The following is an 18,291-nucleotide window of genomic DNA, read 5'->3' as shown; positions in this document are numbered from 1 at the left end:
CCGACAGCGCACCGGATCACCGGTGTGCTGTCACCCCTTGCTTCTTGCCCGAAGCCGTCCAGAATCAAAGCACCACTGCGCGAATGACAACGATTGCCAAGTCGCTGCGGATTCAGCACTCTGAAACGACTATCGCGACCTACCCGCCGACGTTCACAGGAGCCGCGCAATGCCCGCAACCGTTCTGGTACTGGTTGAAACCATCAATGACTATTTGCCGATTCTCGAACATCAGGGCTTTCACCTGATTCTCGCCCCCACGCCCGCCGAACGTGCGCACGCCATTGCCTCCCAAGGCAGCCGCATCGATGCGGTGCTGACCCGGGGTCCGCTGGGCCTGACGGCCGAAGAGATCGCCGCCCTGCCCGCCTTGAAGATCATTACCGTCATCGGCGCCGGCTACGAACAGGTCGACCTGCAGGCCGCCAGCAACCGTGGCATTACCGTCACCAACGGCGCCGGGGTCAACGCCTCGTCGGTGGCTGACCATGCAATGGCGATGTTGTTGGCACTGGTCCGGGATATCCCGCGTTGTGATGCCGCAGTACGCCGGGGTGAATGGCCGAAAATCATGCGCCCGTCGCTGGCTGGCAAACGCATGGGGATCCTCGGGCTGGGCGCCGTCGGGTTGGCGATCGCCAAACGCGCGAACCTCGGCTTCGACATGGAAATCAGCTATCACAGCCGCCAGGTGCGCAGCGATGTGCCTTATGCGTTCTGCTCGACACCGACCGAACTGGCCCGGGCTTCGGACTTTCTGATTGTCGCCACGCCCGGCGGCATTGGCACGCAACATCTGGTCACCCGCGCGGTGCTCGATGCACTCGGGCCGAAAGGCTTCATCGTCAACATTGCCCGCGCCAGCGTCATCGCTACGGCGGATCTGATCACTGCCCTTGAACAACGCAGAATTGCCGGCGCCGCACTCGATGTGTTCGACCACGAGCCGCAAGTGCCGGATGCGCTGAAAACCCTGAGCAACGTACTGCTGACGCCACACGTCGCCGGCCTGTCACCGGAAGCGACGCAAGGCACGGTCGAATTGGTAGGCAAAAACCTCGTGGCGTTCTTCTCCGGCGAGCCGGTACTGACGCCCATTGCGCTGCCACCGAAACTCAGCAACCAGCGCGTGCACTAGAGCACGCCGAGCAACGTCCACAGGCGCCGTGATTCAGCATCGGCGCTGATCAACTCACCCAGCAACTCGCTCAGCGGTTTATTACCCCACTCGACGCCGCGACGGATCAGATAGGGCACGGGACTGTGAGGTTCCGTGCGGGCCAGGTATTCAGCGATCAGCAACAATTGCCGATAAGCTTCCTCGCGGTTGGCCGGTTCGCGAAATACCTGGGCAACCGGCGCTGGCTCTTCAGGCTGTGGCATGGCGACGGGGGCTTCCACCACGGGTGCTGGCGGTGCCGGTTGTTGTGGGTGCATGGCGATAAACTCCTGAACCAGCTTCAGCAGCGCTTGAATGATGTCCTGCAAGGGGCGCAATCCCGGGCCTTGCTCACCCAGATAAGCATCGCTCCAGCTGTCGAGCCGTTGCAGGTGTTGCAGGCTCAGCAGCAGGTTGCCTTGGGTGCGCAACCAGAACGCCAGCGGTGTGGCGCGAATCTGGTCGCTGAGTTTTTTCTGTTCATTGCGTGCAGTTTCTGCCGAGCTTTTGGCATTCTTGCTGTCGTTGACCTGCACTTGTTGAATCTGCAAACGTCGCCAGACTTCCAGGGTATAGGCTTCAAAATCGCTGTTGCGCGTGCCGAACAGCGGCACGCGAGTGAGCAACACTTCACTGTAGCGACGCACCAGCCATTCCAGCGGAATCACGCGCCACGACTGATCGCCCTCCTCGGCTTGCGGATGCAAATGCTCGGGGAAGCGCTCACACAAACCGGCGATCAGCGCCAGGCTGCCGGGCAAACCGTCCAGTGCTTGCAGGTGCAGCCACGCTTCGCCGAGCCAGGCGCTGAGCATCAAGTCCTTGCTGCGTTCGAGCAATAAAGCAGTGGTGAGCTTCTCGACCTCCGGCCAGTTCGCCCGCTTCAGTGTCGACTGCCAGACCCCGGTCGGCAGGCTGGCATCATCCTCGCGGCGCAAGTCGCGCAACTGATCGAATTCACGCTCATAACGCAAATCGACGCCGCAGGGCGCATCCGCGCTGATCGGCGCGAGCAGTTGATCAATCAGGTCTGGCACAGCGGTCGATGGCAGGCTCACAGGTCCTCCTCCTGCGATTCAAGGGCGGCGGTGCTGCCGGTCACCTGAAACGGTGAGCGCGGTGCACGGGTGGGCAACGGTGCAATCGACAGCGGCAATTTCGATCCTTGGCTCATCAATGACAAGCGCACAAACATGCGGGTGAATTCGCTGGTGACGCTGTCGGTCGAGGCGGTCACTGGCAGGCGCAGTGTCAGCGGGAAGTCGGTGTAATCCATGCTCGGCTGACGCTGCACCGAAAAGTGCGCACGCATCATCCGCAGCAGCGACCATGGCCCGCCATACTCCCAACCGGCCTCCAGATCGCGCACCACCAGATTCGGTTGCAGCGGGTCGTTGACCGGGCGTTCCTTGCCATTGCGCGCCCAGCGCAGGGTCAGGCGGATGGGTTGACCGACCATCCAGCGCAGACTCGGCTGCTCGGCCGCGACCGGGTAGTTGATCTGCTGATTGCCGGCGAGCAAACCCCAGGCAATCACTTGATCGGCACCCTGCTCATTATCGCGATCGGTGCGCCAGCGCACGTCGAGCTCGACGCCGAGGATGCCGCTCTTGTCGCGTACGAACAGCGGCGTCAGCCAGGTGCTGGCCTGCTTCAAACGATTGAGAAAGTCTGCGGCGGCCACGCGCTCCGGCGTCCGATTCGTGGCCAGTCCGGCCTGGGCGACCGGCAGGCGCTTATCGATCAACTCCAGCAAGTATTGAACCCGCGCCGGTTCGGCATCCGGCATCTGCACGCCGTTGGCGAATGGAAACCGGTCAGCGAGGTACTGATTGAAGTAGTTGGCCAGCTCATTCCACGCGGCTGCCGCCTGTTGCACTTGCAACTGCTGGCAACGCTGCATGGCTTCCTGTTGCAGCTCCACCGCGCGCATCGCCAACGTGCCGCGTCCGCCGGCGACGTTGGCGGTCTGCAACATTTGCAGGCAGGAGTTGACGTCCATTTCGATGAAATCACGGCTGACCAGTTGCTCGATCTGCGCCGGCGAACTGGCCGGATTGGCTTCCTTGTATTTACGCAGTTCATCGTTCAGTGCGCTGAACTGCGTCACGCGTTCGTAATCCAGTGCCGAGAGGTTGGCTTGCTGCGTCGTCAACCACTGTAACGAAGACGTGCGCCGCTCAGTGATGCCGAGCATGGTGTTGAACTGCTGCTTGAGGCTCAGCTTCAGATCCTGCACATCGCTGGCGCCGAACAATTGCAAGCCGAGGTTTTTCGAACCGTCCCACTGGCTGATTTCGGCACGGCCACCGAACAGCGGTTGCGCGGTGATTTCCTCGATCCCCCCGGTAATCTGCGCCATCGCGCGGCGATTGAGCGCCGCTTGCAGGCGCGTGGAGAGATCCGCGCGGTGCACCTCGACAAAGGCTTTCTGCAGGGCCATGGCTTGCTCGGCCTGCACATTGAACACAGCGTAAGGGTGCGCCTGGTCGTTGTGATCCTTGAGGCTCAACCACATCGCCTGGGCGGCGGCACGCTCGGCGGCTTTGAGCACCGCAACGCGATAGTCCGGTGGAATGCGTGGCAGTTCTTCGGCGATATAGCTGTTGTAGTCGGCGAAATACTTCAGCGACTCATTGAGGTCATCGCCGTCCACGGTCTGGCCTTGCATATTGACGTTGTCTTCGCTGGCACGCAGGGCGACCGAAACGAAGTCACGCTTGAACAGCGCCTGTATCGCGTTATCCAGCTTGATCACTTGTTCCTGCAAGGCCAGCTGCCCGCTGACTTGCTGCACCAGCAGGTTGTCCCGCGAACCGATCTGGGCGATCCATTGATCGCGGAAACTCTGCTGCAAGCGTGACGCTTGCGTGTCGAGGTCTTGTTGGACTTGCGCGCCCAACAATGTGCTCTTGGCCACTTTGGCGAGGAAGTCACCATAACCCGGCACCAATTCCTGGCCTTTGCCGCGACTCCACGTCGAATTGGTCAGGGCGATCGCTGCTTGCAGATCGTCGACCAGCGCGGTCAGGTCTTCCAGCTCCCGCAGGCTGTTGCCGCTGCCGGCTTGCAATTGATCCAGATGCAATTTGAGGTAGCCAGCCTTGCTGACAAAGTTGTCGGCGAGAAAATACTGATCCAGCCAGCGCTGCATCAGTCCGGAAAAATTGCTGACGATCTGCGGCCGGTCGACGCTCAGATCAAGCGCCTGCAAGCTGCCGTCTTCCCCGGCCACGAGCAGCCGATTGTAGAACGCCGCGTAGGGCAAGGTGCCCGTGTTGAGGTTCAGCGACAGCGCGTTGTTGCTCAGTTGCACCAGGTCGTCCAGCGGCGCGCGCGGGTTGTTCTGCACTTGATTGAACAACTGGTTCTGCTGTTCCAGACGCAAGGCCCGATCCACCAGATCGTTCGCCTTCAGATAGTTCTGCCACTGCGCCGGGTCGTCGCTTTCGACGCTGCTGCGCCGATCGGTGCTGCGGATCGCCTTGATCTGCGCCAGTTGCGCGCTCAACAGATCATGCAGCGGCACCATGATGTGGCGCTGGGTGGATTGCAAGACTTGCTGCTCAAGCTGATTGTCGAGCGAGGAAAACCACGACGTCGGAAACACCAGAGAAACATAGTTCCAGTGTGGCGCACGCTCCAGCACGCGCCAGAATGTCTGCACGTTACGCCGGGTCGAGTCGACCCGCTGCGCCTCATCGCTGATCGCCACGTAGCCCTTTTGCGCGCCTTGCATCTGCCGCGCCAGTTCGTGGGCATCCTTGACCGACACGTGCCAGACCCAAAGCATCGCCACGGCCCAGATAACCCCGATCACCAGCGCTACGCCGGCCGTCAGCCGCTGCCAGCGCTGACGCAAACGCAGCAGACGCGGCACGCCTTGCGCCAGCCCGCGCTCGCCGACCAGGCGCTGGCGCCACAACTGGCGCACGAACACGCTTTGCTGCAAGCCGCTGTCGTCGGCGGAGAATCCGTCCTTGGCATCCTCCGAGGCCTGACTGGCGCTGAAATAGACACCGCGAAAACACGGCGCCTCACCCTGAGCGTTGCCTTGAAACACCGGTTCCAGAACACTCTGCAAACCGCGTCGCAAGGTTTCCAGACGCTCCGGCAAGGCGTACAGATCGGCGCTCAACTGGCCGGACAAGGTGCCTATTTCGATGATGGCTTCCGCCACAGCGCGATGGATGCGATCAAGCGCCTGATCGCTCCATTGCCCTTGCCAAACCGCATCGCGCGAATAAGGCGACGACCAGCCAAAGGTTCGTTCGCGGGCCTCGTCGGGCAGCGCGCTGATCAACTCCTGGAACCCCGGCAGTTCTTCAAGTCCAGTGATGACCACGTACACCGGCACACTCAAGCCAAAACGTTGCAGCAGATCGATGAAGCGCCGGCGCGCGGCCAGACCGAGGCTCGCAGCCTGTTCGAGATTACTCAGGCGACTGACCGGCACCAGCCAGACCACCCCGTCCAGCGGCCGCTTGCTGCGCATCCGCAAGATCAAACCGAGCAAACGCCACCAGCCGCCACGCTGCAAATGCATACCGTCGTCGGGCAGAAACAATGCCTGCGGCACCACCAGCACAGCGCCTTCCGGGTCCGACCACCAGCGGCCGAACCACGCCGGTTTGTCGGTCGGTTGCAGACGCCATTCACTGACCAGTTGCGTGCCCTGGGTTTCGTCGCCGAGCATCAGCAGCCAGGGCATCTGATAGCGATCGTGACTGCCCTGCTCCTGCTCCATTTGCCGCACGGCTGCGTAGAAACTGCGGATCGCTGCGCCACTCTGGGTGCGCAGCCACCACACCGCCACGGCGATGATCACCACAACCAGCAGCAGAGCGACCACCCACGCGACTATCGTCAGGGTACTCATGAGTCTTGCTCCGCTGACGCCACCGAGTCGATGATCTGCAGCACCGGGTCCAGCTCCGAACGAATGTCCCGCCAGAGGAACTGGCCAAGCCCGGTCAGTAACAAAACCATCGCCAGAATCCCCAGTGCCAGGCGAAAGCCGTCCGGCAGCGCCGTGCGCACCGGCAGTTGCAATGGCGTGGTCAGCGACGGCTGCGCCAGACGCTGACTGACATCGGCATAACTGGCCTCGTCCTGCCAGGCAAAGGTGTACAGCGCCAGCCGCCATTTCTCCAGTTGCGCCTGACTGTGTTCGCCCCGCAAACGCCCATGGAAACCAAGGATCAGGCACTGCAGATACACGTTGGCCAGATCGCGGCTGGTCGGTTGCTGTTCGTCGAGCAATGTCTGAATCGCCGACGGCACGTGTTCGCCGGCCTGACGACTGGAATACAGACGCGACTCCAAAGGTTTGTCCTGCCACGCCGACTGCCCGGGCCACGGCGTGAACAGCAGGGTTTCGTCGACCAGCGCGACGAACGCATAGACCAGCGCCTTGACCTGATCGGTCGCCGAATCACCGACCCGCGAATAAGCGGTGCGCCACAACCGCTGCGACGCTTGCGTGGACAATTCGACCACGGTGTCCACCAGCGCTGCTTCGTCCTCGCTGTCCTTGGGCAATTGCACCCAGTCCTGTTGCCATTGCTGCCACGTCTGGCGAAACGCGCTGCTCAACGGTGCGTCCTGCAACCCAAGGCTTGCGGCACTTCCTTGCGACATACGGCGTTCCTTGTGTGATCAGGCACTTTCACTGTTCTGGGCGACAAACAGCACCACTTGCCACGGACTGCTGGTCAGCTTCGCCGCCGGTGCCGCAATGACCAACGGCAGTTGCGCGTCGAACCACGTGCCTTCGGCCGTGATCACAAACAGCCGCGTTTCCTCGCCGACGCTGTAGGCCACCTGTTCGCTGCGGCTCATGACCTGGTGCGGCAAACCGCTCATGCGTTGACGACTGAGCAGCGCAATGTGCGGCGCCGAGGCGATTATCGCGCCACGTAACCAGTCAATTGCCGCTTGTTCGCTGGCGCCGTTGGGCATGCGCAGACCGATCACCAGACGCTGACTCGGCTGCTCGTCCGGCAGTTGGATGGAAAAGCTGTGCTCACCGCGCTCGAACGGCAGGCTGCGGTAGCCGGCGCGGATCAGTTCGAGGGTGGTTTCCAGCCATTGCAGCACCGCGTCATAACCGCGCTGCAATTCGAGAAAATCCAGCGGTGCAAACGCTGGTACACCGGCCAGCGGATCGAGCGCCGCCCAGGCGCCAGCCAGGCCGAGCAGGTGCACATACAGAGACTGCGGATGAGCAACGCGACTGCTCAGCGCGCCTTCGACTTCCGGCAGGCGTGCCCACAACGCGGTCAACTGCCGGCGGATTTCCAGCGCGTCGTCCTGATTGCCAGCCTGTTGCGCCTGGCGCAAACGGCCGCCGAGAAACAGACACTTCTCCCGCGCCCGCGCGCAGAGGCCGGCGATGCGTCGCCCCAACGCTGACTCCGGCAGCAGCAGCGGTGTTGGCGCGGTGTAAGTCAGCGGCAAGAAGCCGCCGCCCTCCTTGCGGATTTTCAGCAACGGCAGGCAGATCGAATCGGCTTTGTTCAGTTGCGTGCACAGGCGTGGATTAGGTCGCCACACGGTGATCGACTCAGGAAATTCACCACTGGTGAGATCCGGCAGTGCGTCACCCACCACCGATTGCAAGCGGCCCTTGAGCGGCAGCAACTGCCCGGCACGCCACATCGGGCTGATCGCCAGGTACACGGTGACAGTGACATCGTCGGTGGCATCGATCGCCGCACTCACATCCAGTTCCAGTGCCGGCCCGATTCCGGCCTGCAAATCCACCGGCAAGCCGTCGGGCATCGTCCCTTGCAGCGACAAGACGCGCACCACGCCAGCGCTCAGCGCCGAGGGATCGAACTCCATATGGCTGACACCCCAGAACCACGGATTGCACGCCTGCGCCAGATGCGCGCCGAGCGCTTCGGCTCGCAGCCCTTGCAACTGAAAATGCTGTGGCAGCAATTGCATGCCTTCGTGCCAGCAAACCGCGTCAGGTAGCAGACTCATACGACTCCCTTCGACAAGGCCGCAATCCGGCGGCAGCGGTGGTGTGTCAGTGTTCGGCGTTGACCAGGCTCATCTCGCGGCTGTCGAATTTCAGCCACGCCTCACTCTGATCGTCGAGGCGCAAGCGGTGTGCTCCGGGTGTGGTATAGCTGGCGAAGACCAAAAGTCCAGCGGCCTTCTTGCCCCCCAACGGGAAGGGTTGGCGGTCGATGAATTGCCCCGGCACCAGCTCCAGTCCCCACACGCTCATCAACTGACGATAGTCGCGTTGGTACTGTTCGCGCCCGGCGAACCACTGGCTGGCACTGATGCCCGACAATTGCTTGAGCAGGTCGGGGTCGGCGACCGCAATGAAGTCCACGGCAATCGGCGTGTCGTCGTTGGCTTTGGGCGCGACGTCGAGGGTCAGGCTGTCGAGGTCGACCTTCGGCCCGAAGAGTGAGCAACCGGCCAGGGACGCCAACAGCAGTGTTAGAAAAAGTCGTCTACGCAAAATGAATTTTCCTTTTCGCGAACCTGTCCAAAAATGTTTTTGCTTGCATTTTTATAGACCTGTTCTAGCGTCTTGGGTAGTTCGGTTCCTACAGCCGAATCAAGAAGGTTTGTCAAAGGAACGACAGGTCATCTGCCTCCCTTTCTAACCTACGGTCCAGCAAGGGAAAGCGATGAACGGGCCTCCCCGATGCATTGCGCCCGCTCATCGCATCGGAGTCCGCCGACATGGCAGAAAGTACTCAGCACAAGCTCGACCGGGTGCGCCCGCCCCGAGTGCAAATCACCTACGACGTCGAAATCGGCAATGCCATCGAGAAAAAGGAACTGCCACTGGTGGTCGGGATTCTCGCCGATCTGTCGGGCAAGCCACTTGAACCTTTGGCAAAACTGACTGAGCGGCGCTTTACCGAAATCGACCGCGACAATTTCAACGACGTACTCGCCTCGATCGGTCCGCGCGCTACGTTGCAGGTCAACAACACCCTCAGCGGCGACGACAGCAAGCTCAACATCGAACTCAATTTCAGACACATCGACGACTTCGACCCGGTCAAGGTGGTGGAGCAAGTCACGCCGCTGCGGCGCCTTTTCGAGGCCCGCCAGCGCCTGCGCGATCTGCTGACCAAACTCGACGGCAACGATGACCTGGACAAGCTGTTGCGCGACGTCATCGCCAACACCGAAGGCCTGCAGGAAATCAAATCGGCCCGCCCAGACACCGCTACCCCGGCAGCTGATGCCGAGGCGCCGGCCGAACCGCAAGCCTGATCGTCCACTTAATCGAGGGGAGAATTCGCCATGCCCGCTTCAGCTCAGAAACAAGCCAGCGACAGTACGACCGAGACACTTTCCCTGCTCGACCAGATCATTCTCGACGGCCGCATGGCCCACGATGACAGTCAGCAGGATTACGCCCGCGACATGCTCGCGGAATTCGCCACCCAGGTGCTTGACGAAGGCATGGCCATCGACAAGGACACCGTGGCGATGATCAACGACCGTATCAGCCAGATCGACGAGTTGATCAGCGCCCAGCTCAACGAGGTGCTGCACCACCCCGATCTGCAAAAACTCGAAGCCTCGTGGCGTGGTCTGCACCTGCTGGTGCAGAACACCGAAACCAGCACCCGGCTGAAATTGCGCCTGCTCAACGTCACGCAGAAAGAGTTGCAGAACGACCTGGAAAAAGCCGTCGAATTCGACCAGAGCGCGCTGTTCAAGAAGATCTACGAAGAGGAATACGGCACCTTCGGTGGCCATCCCTTCAGCTTGCTGGTCGGTGATTACACCTTCGGCCGGCACCCGCAGGACATCGGCCTGCTGGAGAAACTGTCGAACGTCGCCGCCGCGGCCCACGCGCCGTTCATTGCCGCCGCCAGCCCGCGCCTGTTCGACATGAACAGCTTCACCGAACTGGCCGTGCCGCGTGATTTGTCCAAGGTCTTCGAGAGCCAGGAACTGATCAAGTGGCGCTCGTTCCGCGAGAGCGAGGATTCGCGTTACGTGTCTCTGGTGCTGCCGCATTTCCTCCTGCGCCTGCCCTACGGCCCGGACACCTCGCCAGTGGAAGGCATCAACTACGTCGAAGACGTCAATGGCACCGACCACAGCAAATACCTGTGGGGCAATGCCGCGTGGGCGCTGTCGCAACGCATCACCGAAGCGTTCGCCAAGTACGGCTGGTGCGCGGCGATTCGTGGCGCTGAAGGCGGCGGCGCGGTGGAAGGTCTGCCAGCGCATACCTTCCGCACCAGTTCCGGCGATCTGTCGCTGAAATGCCCGACCGAAGTGGCGATCACCGATCGTCGCGAGAAAGAGCTTAACGACCTCGGTTTCATCGCCCTGTGCCACAAGAAAAACAGCGATGTGGCGGTGTTCTTCGGTGGCCAGACCACCAACAAATCCAAGGTCTACAACACCAACGAGGCCAATGCCAACGCGCGAATCTCGGCGATGCTGCCCTACGTGCTCGCTGCGTCACGTTTCGCCCATTACCTGAAGGTGATCATGCGCGACAAGGTCGGCAGTTTCATGACCCGCGACAACGTGCAGACCTACCTCAACAACTGGATCGCCGACTACGTGCTGATCAACGACAACGCGCCGCAGGAAATCAAGGCGCAGTACCCGTTGCGTGAAGCGCGGGTGGACGTCACCGAAGTCGCCGGCAAGCCTGGCGCCTACCGGGCGACGGTGTTCCTGCGGCCGCACTTCCAGCTGGAAGAGTTGACCGCGTCGATCCGTCTGGTGGCGACGTTGCCGCCGCCGGTTGCCGCTTAAAGCTCCAGAGAAAACCCTGATGGCGAGAGGATTTATCCCCTCGCCACGGGCTCCGTGTTCAGCCCACTTGCCTAATGTGAATTTCTTCAGGAGTTTCAAGCGATGGATGCAATCATTCTCGACCTCGGCGGCGACATCAAAGGCGACAGCCTGCTCGAAGGTTTTGCGGACAAGATCGAAGTCATGTCCTACAGCCACAATGTGGCAATGCAAGTCACCAACGACGTCAGCAACTCGGAGCGCACCTCCGGCAAACCGCATATCGGTGAATTCACGGTTACCAAGTTCGTCGACAGCTCGACACCCTCGCTCAACGAGTACTGCTGCGCCGGCAAACCGATCCCCGAAGCGGTCATCACCATCGGCCGCAACGCCGCCGAGGGCAGCGGGCAGTTGATGCCCTTCATCGTCTACACCCTCACCAACGTGGTGCTGTCCAACGTCAGCGTCAGCGGCGGCACCGGTGGCAAACCGGTGGAAACCGTGTCGCTGAACTTCACCAAGATCAAATGGGAACTCACCGCGCAGAAAGACGACGGCACCAAGGAAGGCACCGCCGCGTCGACCTGGGACCTGGCCGCCAACAAGCTTGTCAGCTAACCCGGCGTCCTGGCCATGGCAGGCACCGGCATGCGCGCACCGCTGTTCGAACGCCTCGCGTCCAGCGAGGCCGAGAACCCGCGCGCATTCGATCGGCAGGACTTGCTCGACTCGGTGCACGCCGAGCTCGGGCGCCTGTTCAACACCCGCCGTGGCCCACTCACACGGACCACGCCAGCGAGTGTGATCGACTACGGCATCGCCGACTGGAGCGCCTTGCAACAGCAGCGCAGCGATGATCGGCGCAAGCTGGCGCGAGACATCCGCGAAGCCATCAGTCATTTTGAACCGCGCCTGCTGTTGGGCGAAGTTCAGGTCAATCCGTCACCCGAACATCCGCAGCGAATGAGCATTCGCTTGCTCGGCGAGTTGCGCAGCGGCCAGCAGCACTGGCCGGTGGCGTTTGTCATCGAGCCCGGCGGCGAGGGGCTGGAGGTGCGCCATGAGCGACTCGATTGACCCGCAACTGCTCGACTACTACCAACGCGAACTGACCTGGCTGCGTCACGCCGGCAGCCAGTTTGCCGAACGCTATCCAAAAGTCGCGCGGCGCCTGGAACTGTCCCCGGGCGAATGCCCCGATCCCCACGTTGAGCGTTTGCTGGAAGGTTTTGCACTGCTCGCCGCACGCCTGCAACGGCGCCTGGATGACGACTACGCCGAGTTCAGCGATGCGTTGCTCGAACAACTCTATCCGTTGGCGATGCGGCCGTTGCCGTCCTGCGCCATCGTGCAGTTCGAGCCGGACCCGAGCAAAGGCAACCTCGACGACGGCTATACCCTGCCCCGTGATACGCCGTTATTCGTCACCACCAGCAAAGGCGAGAGCATTCACTTTCGCACCTCGGCCGCCGTTCGTTTATGGCCGATCGAAGTCAGCGAGACACTGCTGCTGGGCAGCGATGAAGCCCAGGCGTTAACCGGCGTCGCGCAGGCGCGCTCGGCGTTGCGTTTGAGCCTGCGTTGCCTGGGCGAGAGCCAATGGGCAGATCTGGGCATTGAGCAACTGCGCATCCATCTGGCCGCGTCACCGGTGGTCAATGCCTGCCTGTATGACCTGCTCGGCGCGCATGCGGTGCAGGTGCTGGCGGGGTCGCCGGGCAGTGTTCCGACGGTGCTGAAAGGCTTGCCGAACATCGTCGGTTTCAGCGATGACGAAGCACTGTTGCCGGATGAAGACGGTGTCCACCCGGGCATGCGCTTGCTGGCCGAGTATTTTGCTTTCCCGGACAAATTCCACTTTTTCGATCTGCCGTTGCGCGGAGTTTCCAGCGACAGTCAGACCCTCTATCTGTACATCGTTTTCGACCGTGCCCCCGCTAGCCGCCTGCACTTGCAGGCCAGCGACATCACCTTGGGCTGCGCGCCGGTGATCAACCTCTTCCCACGGACTTCCGAACCGCTGCGTCCCGATGGTACGCGCAGCGAGTATCGACTGATCGCCGACAGCCACCGCGAGAACAGCGTCGAGATCCACAGCATTCGCGGCATGCGCGCCAGTACCCGCACCGGCGTGCAGCGCCTGCCGGCGTATTACGGCAGCCAGCACAGCGCTGGCGACCAGCAGCGCTACTGGCATGCACGACGGGTCAACGGCATGACGCCAAACCGCCTCGGCAGTGATTTATTGGTGAGCGTGGTCGACACCCGTTTTGAACCGCAAACCGACCTGCCCGACTACAGCCTTACCGCCGAGTTGCTCTGCACCAACCGGTATCTGGCGCAAAGTCTGCCGGCCGGTACGCCGCTGGGCTTCGAGCGCCCCGGCCCGGTCGCCTGGGCACGCCTGCGCAATTCGCCGAGCGCACAGAGTCTGCCGCGGCTGGACGGTGATTCGCGTTGGCGTCTGGTGTCGCAACTGACCCTCAATCATCTATCGCTGGTCGAAGGGCCGCAGGCGCTGGATGCCTTGAAAGAGATTCTGCATTTACACAATCTGCGCGATGAGGCCAGCGCCTTGAGACAGATCGAAGGTCTGCTGCAACTCAGCTGCGAACGGGTGATCGGCCATGTCGGCGCCGATGCCTGGCGCGGCTGGCGCAATGGTCTGGAAGTGCAGTTGCAGCTTGATCCGCAGCACTTTGTCGGCAGCAGCGCGGTGCTGTTTTCGGCGGTGCTGGCGCAATTCTTTTCCCTGTACGCCACGGCCAATCGCTTTGTGCGCACCGTCCTGATGCAGTCCGACAAGGAGGTCAAGGCATGGCAACCCCAAGCCGGCATGCCCCTGTCGCTCTGACCCTGAGCCAACGCCTGCGCCGTGAGCCGCAGGCCTTCGAATGGCTGCAGGCGTTGCTGTTGCTCGAACGCGAGCAGCCGCAGGCCGATCTACTCGGCAGCGGCACCTCGCCGCAGACCGAAGCGCTGAAACTGCGCGGGCCACTGACACCGGCGTTTGCCGCCAGCCAGATCGAAGCCCTGCACGAAGAGCCTGGCGAACCGCTGACACTCGACACACCGATATTCGGTCTCGGCGGCCCGGACGGCCCTCTCCCCTACGCCTATCAGGATTGGCTGCAACAACGGGCGCGGGCCAAGGATCATGCACCGGCCGCGTTTCTCGATCTGTTCCAGCACCGCTTGCTCAGCCTGCTCTACAAAGTGATGCGCAAACACCGGGTCGCGTTGGGTTTTGTCACGCCGGGGGCTTCGCCGGTGCAGGCGCAATTGCGCGCGCTGACCGGTTTGCTGCCCAAGGCTTTGCAGGAGCGCCAGGCTGTTCCCGACTGCGCCGTGCTCGCGTGCACGGCGTTGTTTGCCGATGGCCGTCGCTCACTGGCGGGGTTCGCCGCGATTGTCCGGGAGCAGTTTGGCGTGCCGGTCGAATTGAGCGCTTACGAAGGTGCCTGGCGACAGATCCCGCCGGCCAGCCGCAGCGTGATCAAACCGGGTGGACGCAACTTGCAACTGGGCCGCAGCGCCGTGGCTGGCACGCGGGTCTGGGATGAACACGCCGGCATTCGCCTGACCCTCGGGCCGTTGCCATCGATACAGGCGGCGCGCTTTCTACCGGATGGCGAATCACACCCGGCACTGGCCAGCCTCGCCGGGTTGTATTTCGGCCCGGATCTGGACGTCAGACTGGTGCTGCGGGTGCGCGGGGCCGGGCCGCTGAAACTCGCTCGCCAGACCCCGGTTCTGCTGAGCTGGAACGGCGGTTTGCAGCGTCAGGCCAGCCTCGGCGTGCAAACCATCGAAACCCGCCTTCGTCAGCTGGAGATCACCTGAACATGGAACTGGCCAGCCTGATCGGACGCCTCAACCCGGACAACCGTCGCGCCCTCGAACGCGCCGCGCAGCGCTGTTTGCAACGCGGCCATCACTTTGTCGAGATCGAACACCTGTTGCTGGAACTGCTCGACATCGAGGGCGGTGATTTGGCTTTTCTGCTGCCGCGTTTCGGCCTGGAACGTGATGCGCTCACAGCGGAGATCAACAAGGCGCTGGACCTGTTCAAGGCGGGCAGTACGCGCACGCCGGCGCTGTCGTCGCACACCCTCGGTTTGCTCGAAGATGCAGTGGTGCAGGCCAGTGTGCTGGGGCTCGACAGCATTCGTTCCGGGTTGCTGTTGTTGGCGTTGATCGATCGCGATGAGCGCCGCAGCTTGTTGCTCAACAGCGCCTCGTCGTTGCTGCGGATTCCCAAGGAAGCACTCAGGGCGAATCTGCTGGAATGGACGGAAAACTCTCGTGAACACGTCGGTGCGCGTCCGGGTTCATCGGCCAATTCAGCCCCACGCCGGGACTCGGTGCTCGATCAATACACCCAGGACCTGACGGCCGACGCGCATGCCGGGCGCATTGATCCGATCGTGGGTCGCGACGGTGAGATTCGCCAGTGCATCGACATTCTGCTGCGCCGTCGGCAAAACAATCCGATTCTGGTCGGCGCACCGGGTGTGGGTAAAACCGCCGTGGTCGAAGGCCTGGCCCTGCGTATCGCTGCCGGGGATGTGCCGCCGTCGTTGCAGGAAGTCAGCCTGCGGGTGCTCGACCTCGGTCTGTTGCAGGCCGGTGCCGGGGTCAAAGGTGAATTCGAACAGCGCTTGAAGGGCGTGATTGACGCCGTGCGCAGTGCCGACAAACCGATCATCCTGTTCATCGACGAAGCCCACACCCTGATCGGTGCTGGCGGTGCCGAGGGTGGCAGCGATGCCGCCAACCTGCTGAAACCGGCGCTGGCTCGGGGTGAGTTGCGCACCCTCGCTGCCACGACGTGGATGGAATACAAAAAATATTTCGAGAAAGACCCTGCCCTCGCCCGCCGCTTTCAACTGGTGCAGGTTGAAGAACCGGACGAAATCACTGCCGTGGAAATGCTTCGCGGCGTGGCCGCCAAACTTGAACAGCACCACGGCGTACAGGTGCTCGATGCCGCTATTCATGAAGCGGTGAAGCTCTCGCACCGCTACATTTCCGGCCGCCAGTTACCGGACAAAGCCATCAGCGTGCTCGACACCGCGTGCGCCCGCGTCGCCCTCGGCCAGCATGATGTGCCGCCGCCGCTGGAGAGCCTGCGCCACCGCCAGCAAAGTCTGAAAGAAGAAGTCGACCGTCTGCGCCGCGAACAGGCCACCGGACTGGACCACCGCGAACGCATCACGCTGCTGGAAAGTGAATCGAAGACCAATGTGCAAGCCATCCGCGAACTGGAAACCCGCTGGGGCGAAGAGCGCGTAGCCGTACGCGAACTGCTCGACACGCGTCGTGAACTGCTGACCTTGAGCGAACGTGCCGACAGCGACAAACCCGATGAAGCCACCGACAGCCGCATCGATCATCTCGCCGCCGAGCTGTTGCGCCTTGAGGCCGGACTCGACGCGATTCGTCAGGACGATCCACTGGTGCCGGAACAGGTCGACACCAAAACCGTCGCCGCCGTGATTGCCGGCTGGACCGGCATCCCCGTCGGCAAAATGCTTGCCGACGAAGCCCACGCTGTGCGCACCCTCGGCCAGCGCATGGGCCAGCGGGTGATGGGCCAAAGCACCGCGCTCAATACCATCGCACAACGCTTGCAAGCCTACCGCGCCGGACTCACCGACCCGCAAAAACCAGTCGGTGTGTTCCTGTTGGTCGGCCCCACGGGCGTGGGCAAAACCGAAACCGCTTATGCCCTGGCCGATGCGTTGTACGGCGGTGAACGCAACCTGATCAGCATCAATCTTTCGGAATATCAGGAAGCCCACACCGTCAGCCAACTCAAAGGCGCACCACCGGGTTATGTCGGTTATGGCAGCGGCGGTGTGCTGACCGAAGCGGTGCGGCGCAAACCCTATTCGGTGGTGTTGCTGGATGAGATCGAGAAGGCACACCCGGATGTGCTCGAGGCGTTTTACAACGTGTTCGATAAGGGCTTGATGGAGGACGGCACCGGGTTGGTGGTCGATTTCAAGAACACCGTGATGCTCGCCACCAGCAACGTCGGCGCTGAGCTTCTACTTGATACGCCGGTTGCACAACTCGGCTCCGAAGCCTTCAACGAAGCCCTGCACAAGGTCCTGCTGCAAGCCTTCCGCCCGGCGTTTCTGGCGCGCATGACCGTGGTTGCCTATCGGCCGCTGGATGAGGCGACGCTGGAAGGGATTGTGCTCGCCAAGCTTGAGAAGTTGCGTGGCCGCTACAAGGCAGCGACCGGCAAACAGTTCGAGTTTGATTCGGGAATTGTCAAAGCGGTGCTCGCCAAGTGCAGCGCGGCGGGTGCGCGGGATGTCGAGAATGTGTTGATGACGCAGGTGACGGGGAAGTTGGCGGAGTGGGTGCTGGAATAGTGTGTAGCTCATCACCTTTCCGAGCGTCCTGAAATTAAACAAATAGGAGAACTGCAAAATGACTATGTCTACGCAAGCCTTCAATTTATACCTGCACGAATGCGCAGGCACGATGGTGCAACACGCAAACGAAGTTGAAGGCGGACTGGCAAGCGCACTGCAAAAAAGACACAAAATTCGTGATACCGATCTCAATACGATATTCGACGCGGCCAACGAAAGACTGGATAACACATACTCACGAATCTACCTTGTCTATCTACTTCTGCTCTACGCAGGCGCAGCATATGAAAATGTCGAGGGCATAGTTAGTGCGGCGCGCTACAACATTGGCAACTCCATGGTAACGCCTCACTGGGGTGATAAACCGTATAAGCTTTCTTCGATCTACGAATATGAACCGATGAATCTTTTCCCCGGATGGTCACTGACAAATACTCGAAACAACAGTTCGATGCTGGATCCTCACATGATACTCAAACATCTTAACGGCACCATTTCCAACGAACTATCTGGTCTCGACCAGTCAAGCGTCACTGCAACACCACCCAGCATAAAACAGTCCAGAGCGATCTTTCCATCAGACGGAAACGCTTCAAAACTTCAAAGTTCGAATCAACACCCAAATTCTCGAGCACGTTCAAACTCCGCCTATTCAAAACAACTGGTATCAATGGAAGCTGACTGGAAGAGCAGACTCACCAGCATAGAAAATAAAAACATAGTTAAAAACAGCAAAGCCCAGACCCTTTTAAAATTCAACACACTCAAGATGGAACTAACCAAAACCACGGATGGTGGCAACAAGCATTATCAGAGACTCCTCGCCTCAATTACTGTCAACCTTACTAATACCCACGAAGCCTATAAGGCTATCGCTGCAGCACAATCCAAATGGTTGGCCGCCCGTTCGGAGATGATGGCTTATTTAGAACAAACCATTACCGATATATCTCAATTTACTGACGACACAGAGGTATCACTCCCGTAATTCATTTG

14 protein-coding genes are annotated in these 18,291 nt (G+C 61.2%); 9 read left to right on the top strand and 5 right to left on the bottom strand.

The window, feature by feature from the left end:
- The first annotated feature begins 169 nt into the window (after positions 1-169).
- Entirely contained in the window at positions 170-1,138 is a 969-nt protein-coding gene (locus CCX46_RS11595) for a 2-hydroxyacid dehydrogenase (RefSeq protein ID WP_127926756.1), read from the top strand.
- Here CCX46_RS11595 and tssA read toward each other — a convergent pair.
- Genes tssA through CCX46_RS11570 form a run of 5 tightly spaced genes read right to left on the bottom strand, consistent with a single transcriptional unit; the run spans position 1,135 to position 8,642 of the window.
- Positions 1,135-2,217: a type VI secretion system protein TssA gene (gene tssA / locus CCX46_RS11590; RefSeq protein ID WP_127926755.1), complete on the bottom strand. Its 1,083-nt coding sequence runs from the start codon at positions 2,215-2,217 to the stop codon at positions 1,135-1,137. The two genes, CCX46_RS11595 and tssA, sit on opposite strands and share 4 nt — an antisense overlap.
- Positions 2,214-6,038, bottom strand: coding sequence for a type VI secretion protein IcmF/TssM N-terminal domain-containing protein (locus CCX46_RS11585; RefSeq protein WP_127926754.1), 3,825 nt, complete (start codon positions 6,036-6,038; stop codon positions 2,214-2,216). The genes tssA and CCX46_RS11585 overlap by 4 nt, the downstream gene beginning before the upstream one ends.
- Complete coding sequence (locus CCX46_RS11580) at positions 6,035-6,799, bottom strand: DotU/TssL family secretion system protein (protein WP_127926753.1); 765 nt, start codon at positions 6,797-6,799, stop codon at positions 6,035-6,037. The genes CCX46_RS11585 and CCX46_RS11580 overlap by 4 nt, the downstream gene beginning before the upstream one ends.
- A gap of 18 nt (positions 6,800-6,817) precedes the next feature.
- A complete protein-coding gene (gene tssK, locus CCX46_RS11575) occupies positions 6,818-8,149 on the bottom strand; it encodes a type VI secretion system baseplate subunit TssK (RefSeq protein ID WP_127926752.1) in 1,332 nt (443 codons plus the stop codon).
- Between the two features lie 46 nt (positions 8,150-8,195).
- Entirely contained in the window at positions 8,196-8,642 is a 447-nt protein-coding gene (locus tag CCX46_RS11570; protein ID WP_127926751.1) for a type VI secretion protein, read from the bottom strand.
- Positions 8,643-8,869: 227 nt separating this feature from the next.
- On the opposite strand from CCX46_RS11570, the gene tssB reads away from it, so the two are divergent.
- The 8 genes from tssB (at position 8,870) to CCX46_RS11530 (ending at position 18,283) form a co-directional block, all read left to right on the top strand.
- Entirely contained in the window at positions 8,870-9,412 is a 543-nt protein-coding gene (tssB, locus tag CCX46_RS11565; RefSeq protein WP_127926750.1) for a type VI secretion system contractile sheath small subunit, read from the top strand.
- Between the two features lie 30 nt (positions 9,413-9,442).
- Complete coding sequence (gene tssC / locus CCX46_RS11560; RefSeq protein ID WP_007911038.1) at positions 9,443-10,924, top strand: type VI secretion system contractile sheath large subunit; 1,482 nt, start codon at positions 9,443-9,445, stop codon at positions 10,922-10,924.
- 102 nt (positions 10,925-11,026) lie between these two features.
- On the top strand, positions 11,027-11,524 hold the full coding sequence (locus CCX46_RS11555) for an Hcp family type VI secretion system effector (protein ID WP_127926749.1): 498 nt from the start codon (positions 11,027-11,029) through the stop codon (positions 11,522-11,524).
- 15 nt (positions 11,525-11,539) lie between these two features.
- Positions 11,540-11,983: a type VI secretion system baseplate subunit TssE gene (gene tssE / locus CCX46_RS11550; RefSeq protein ID WP_127926748.1), complete on the top strand. Its 444-nt coding sequence runs from the start codon at positions 11,540-11,542 to the stop codon at positions 11,981-11,983.
- The gene (gene tssF / locus CCX46_RS11545; protein WP_127926747.1) at positions 11,967-13,760 is read left to right on the top strand and encodes a type VI secretion system baseplate subunit TssF; all 1,794 of its coding nucleotides are present in this window, start codon (positions 11,967-11,969) and stop codon (positions 13,758-13,760) included. Before tssE ends, tssF begins: the two co-directional genes overlap by 17 nt.
- Positions 13,724-14,749 (top strand): type VI secretion system baseplate subunit TssG, encoded by a 1,026-nt coding sequence (gene tssG, locus CCX46_RS11540; protein ID WP_127926746.1) that lies wholly within the window; start codon positions 13,724-13,726, stop codon positions 14,747-14,749. Before tssF ends, tssG begins: the two co-directional genes overlap by 37 nt.
- 2 nt (positions 14,750-14,751) lie before the next feature.
- Positions 14,752-17,292, top strand: coding sequence for a type VI secretion system ATPase TssH (gene tssH / locus CCX46_RS11535; RefSeq protein WP_127926745.1), 2,541 nt, complete (start codon positions 14,752-14,754; stop codon positions 17,290-17,292).
- A 58-nt stretch (positions 17,293-17,350) separates the two neighbouring features.
- Entirely contained in the window at positions 17,351-18,283 is a 933-nt protein-coding gene (locus CCX46_RS11530) for a hypothetical protein (protein WP_127926744.1), read from the top strand.
- Positions 18,284-18,291: the final 8 nt, after the last annotated feature.

It is taken from the genome of Pseudomonas sp. RU47 (genome assembly GCF_004011755.1).
Taxonomy (GTDB): domain Bacteria; phylum Pseudomonadota; class Gammaproteobacteria; order Pseudomonadales; family Pseudomonadaceae; genus Aquipseudomonas.
Note: the sequence above shows the minus strand (reverse complement) of the source record. Positions and strands in the feature narration are given on the sequence as shown.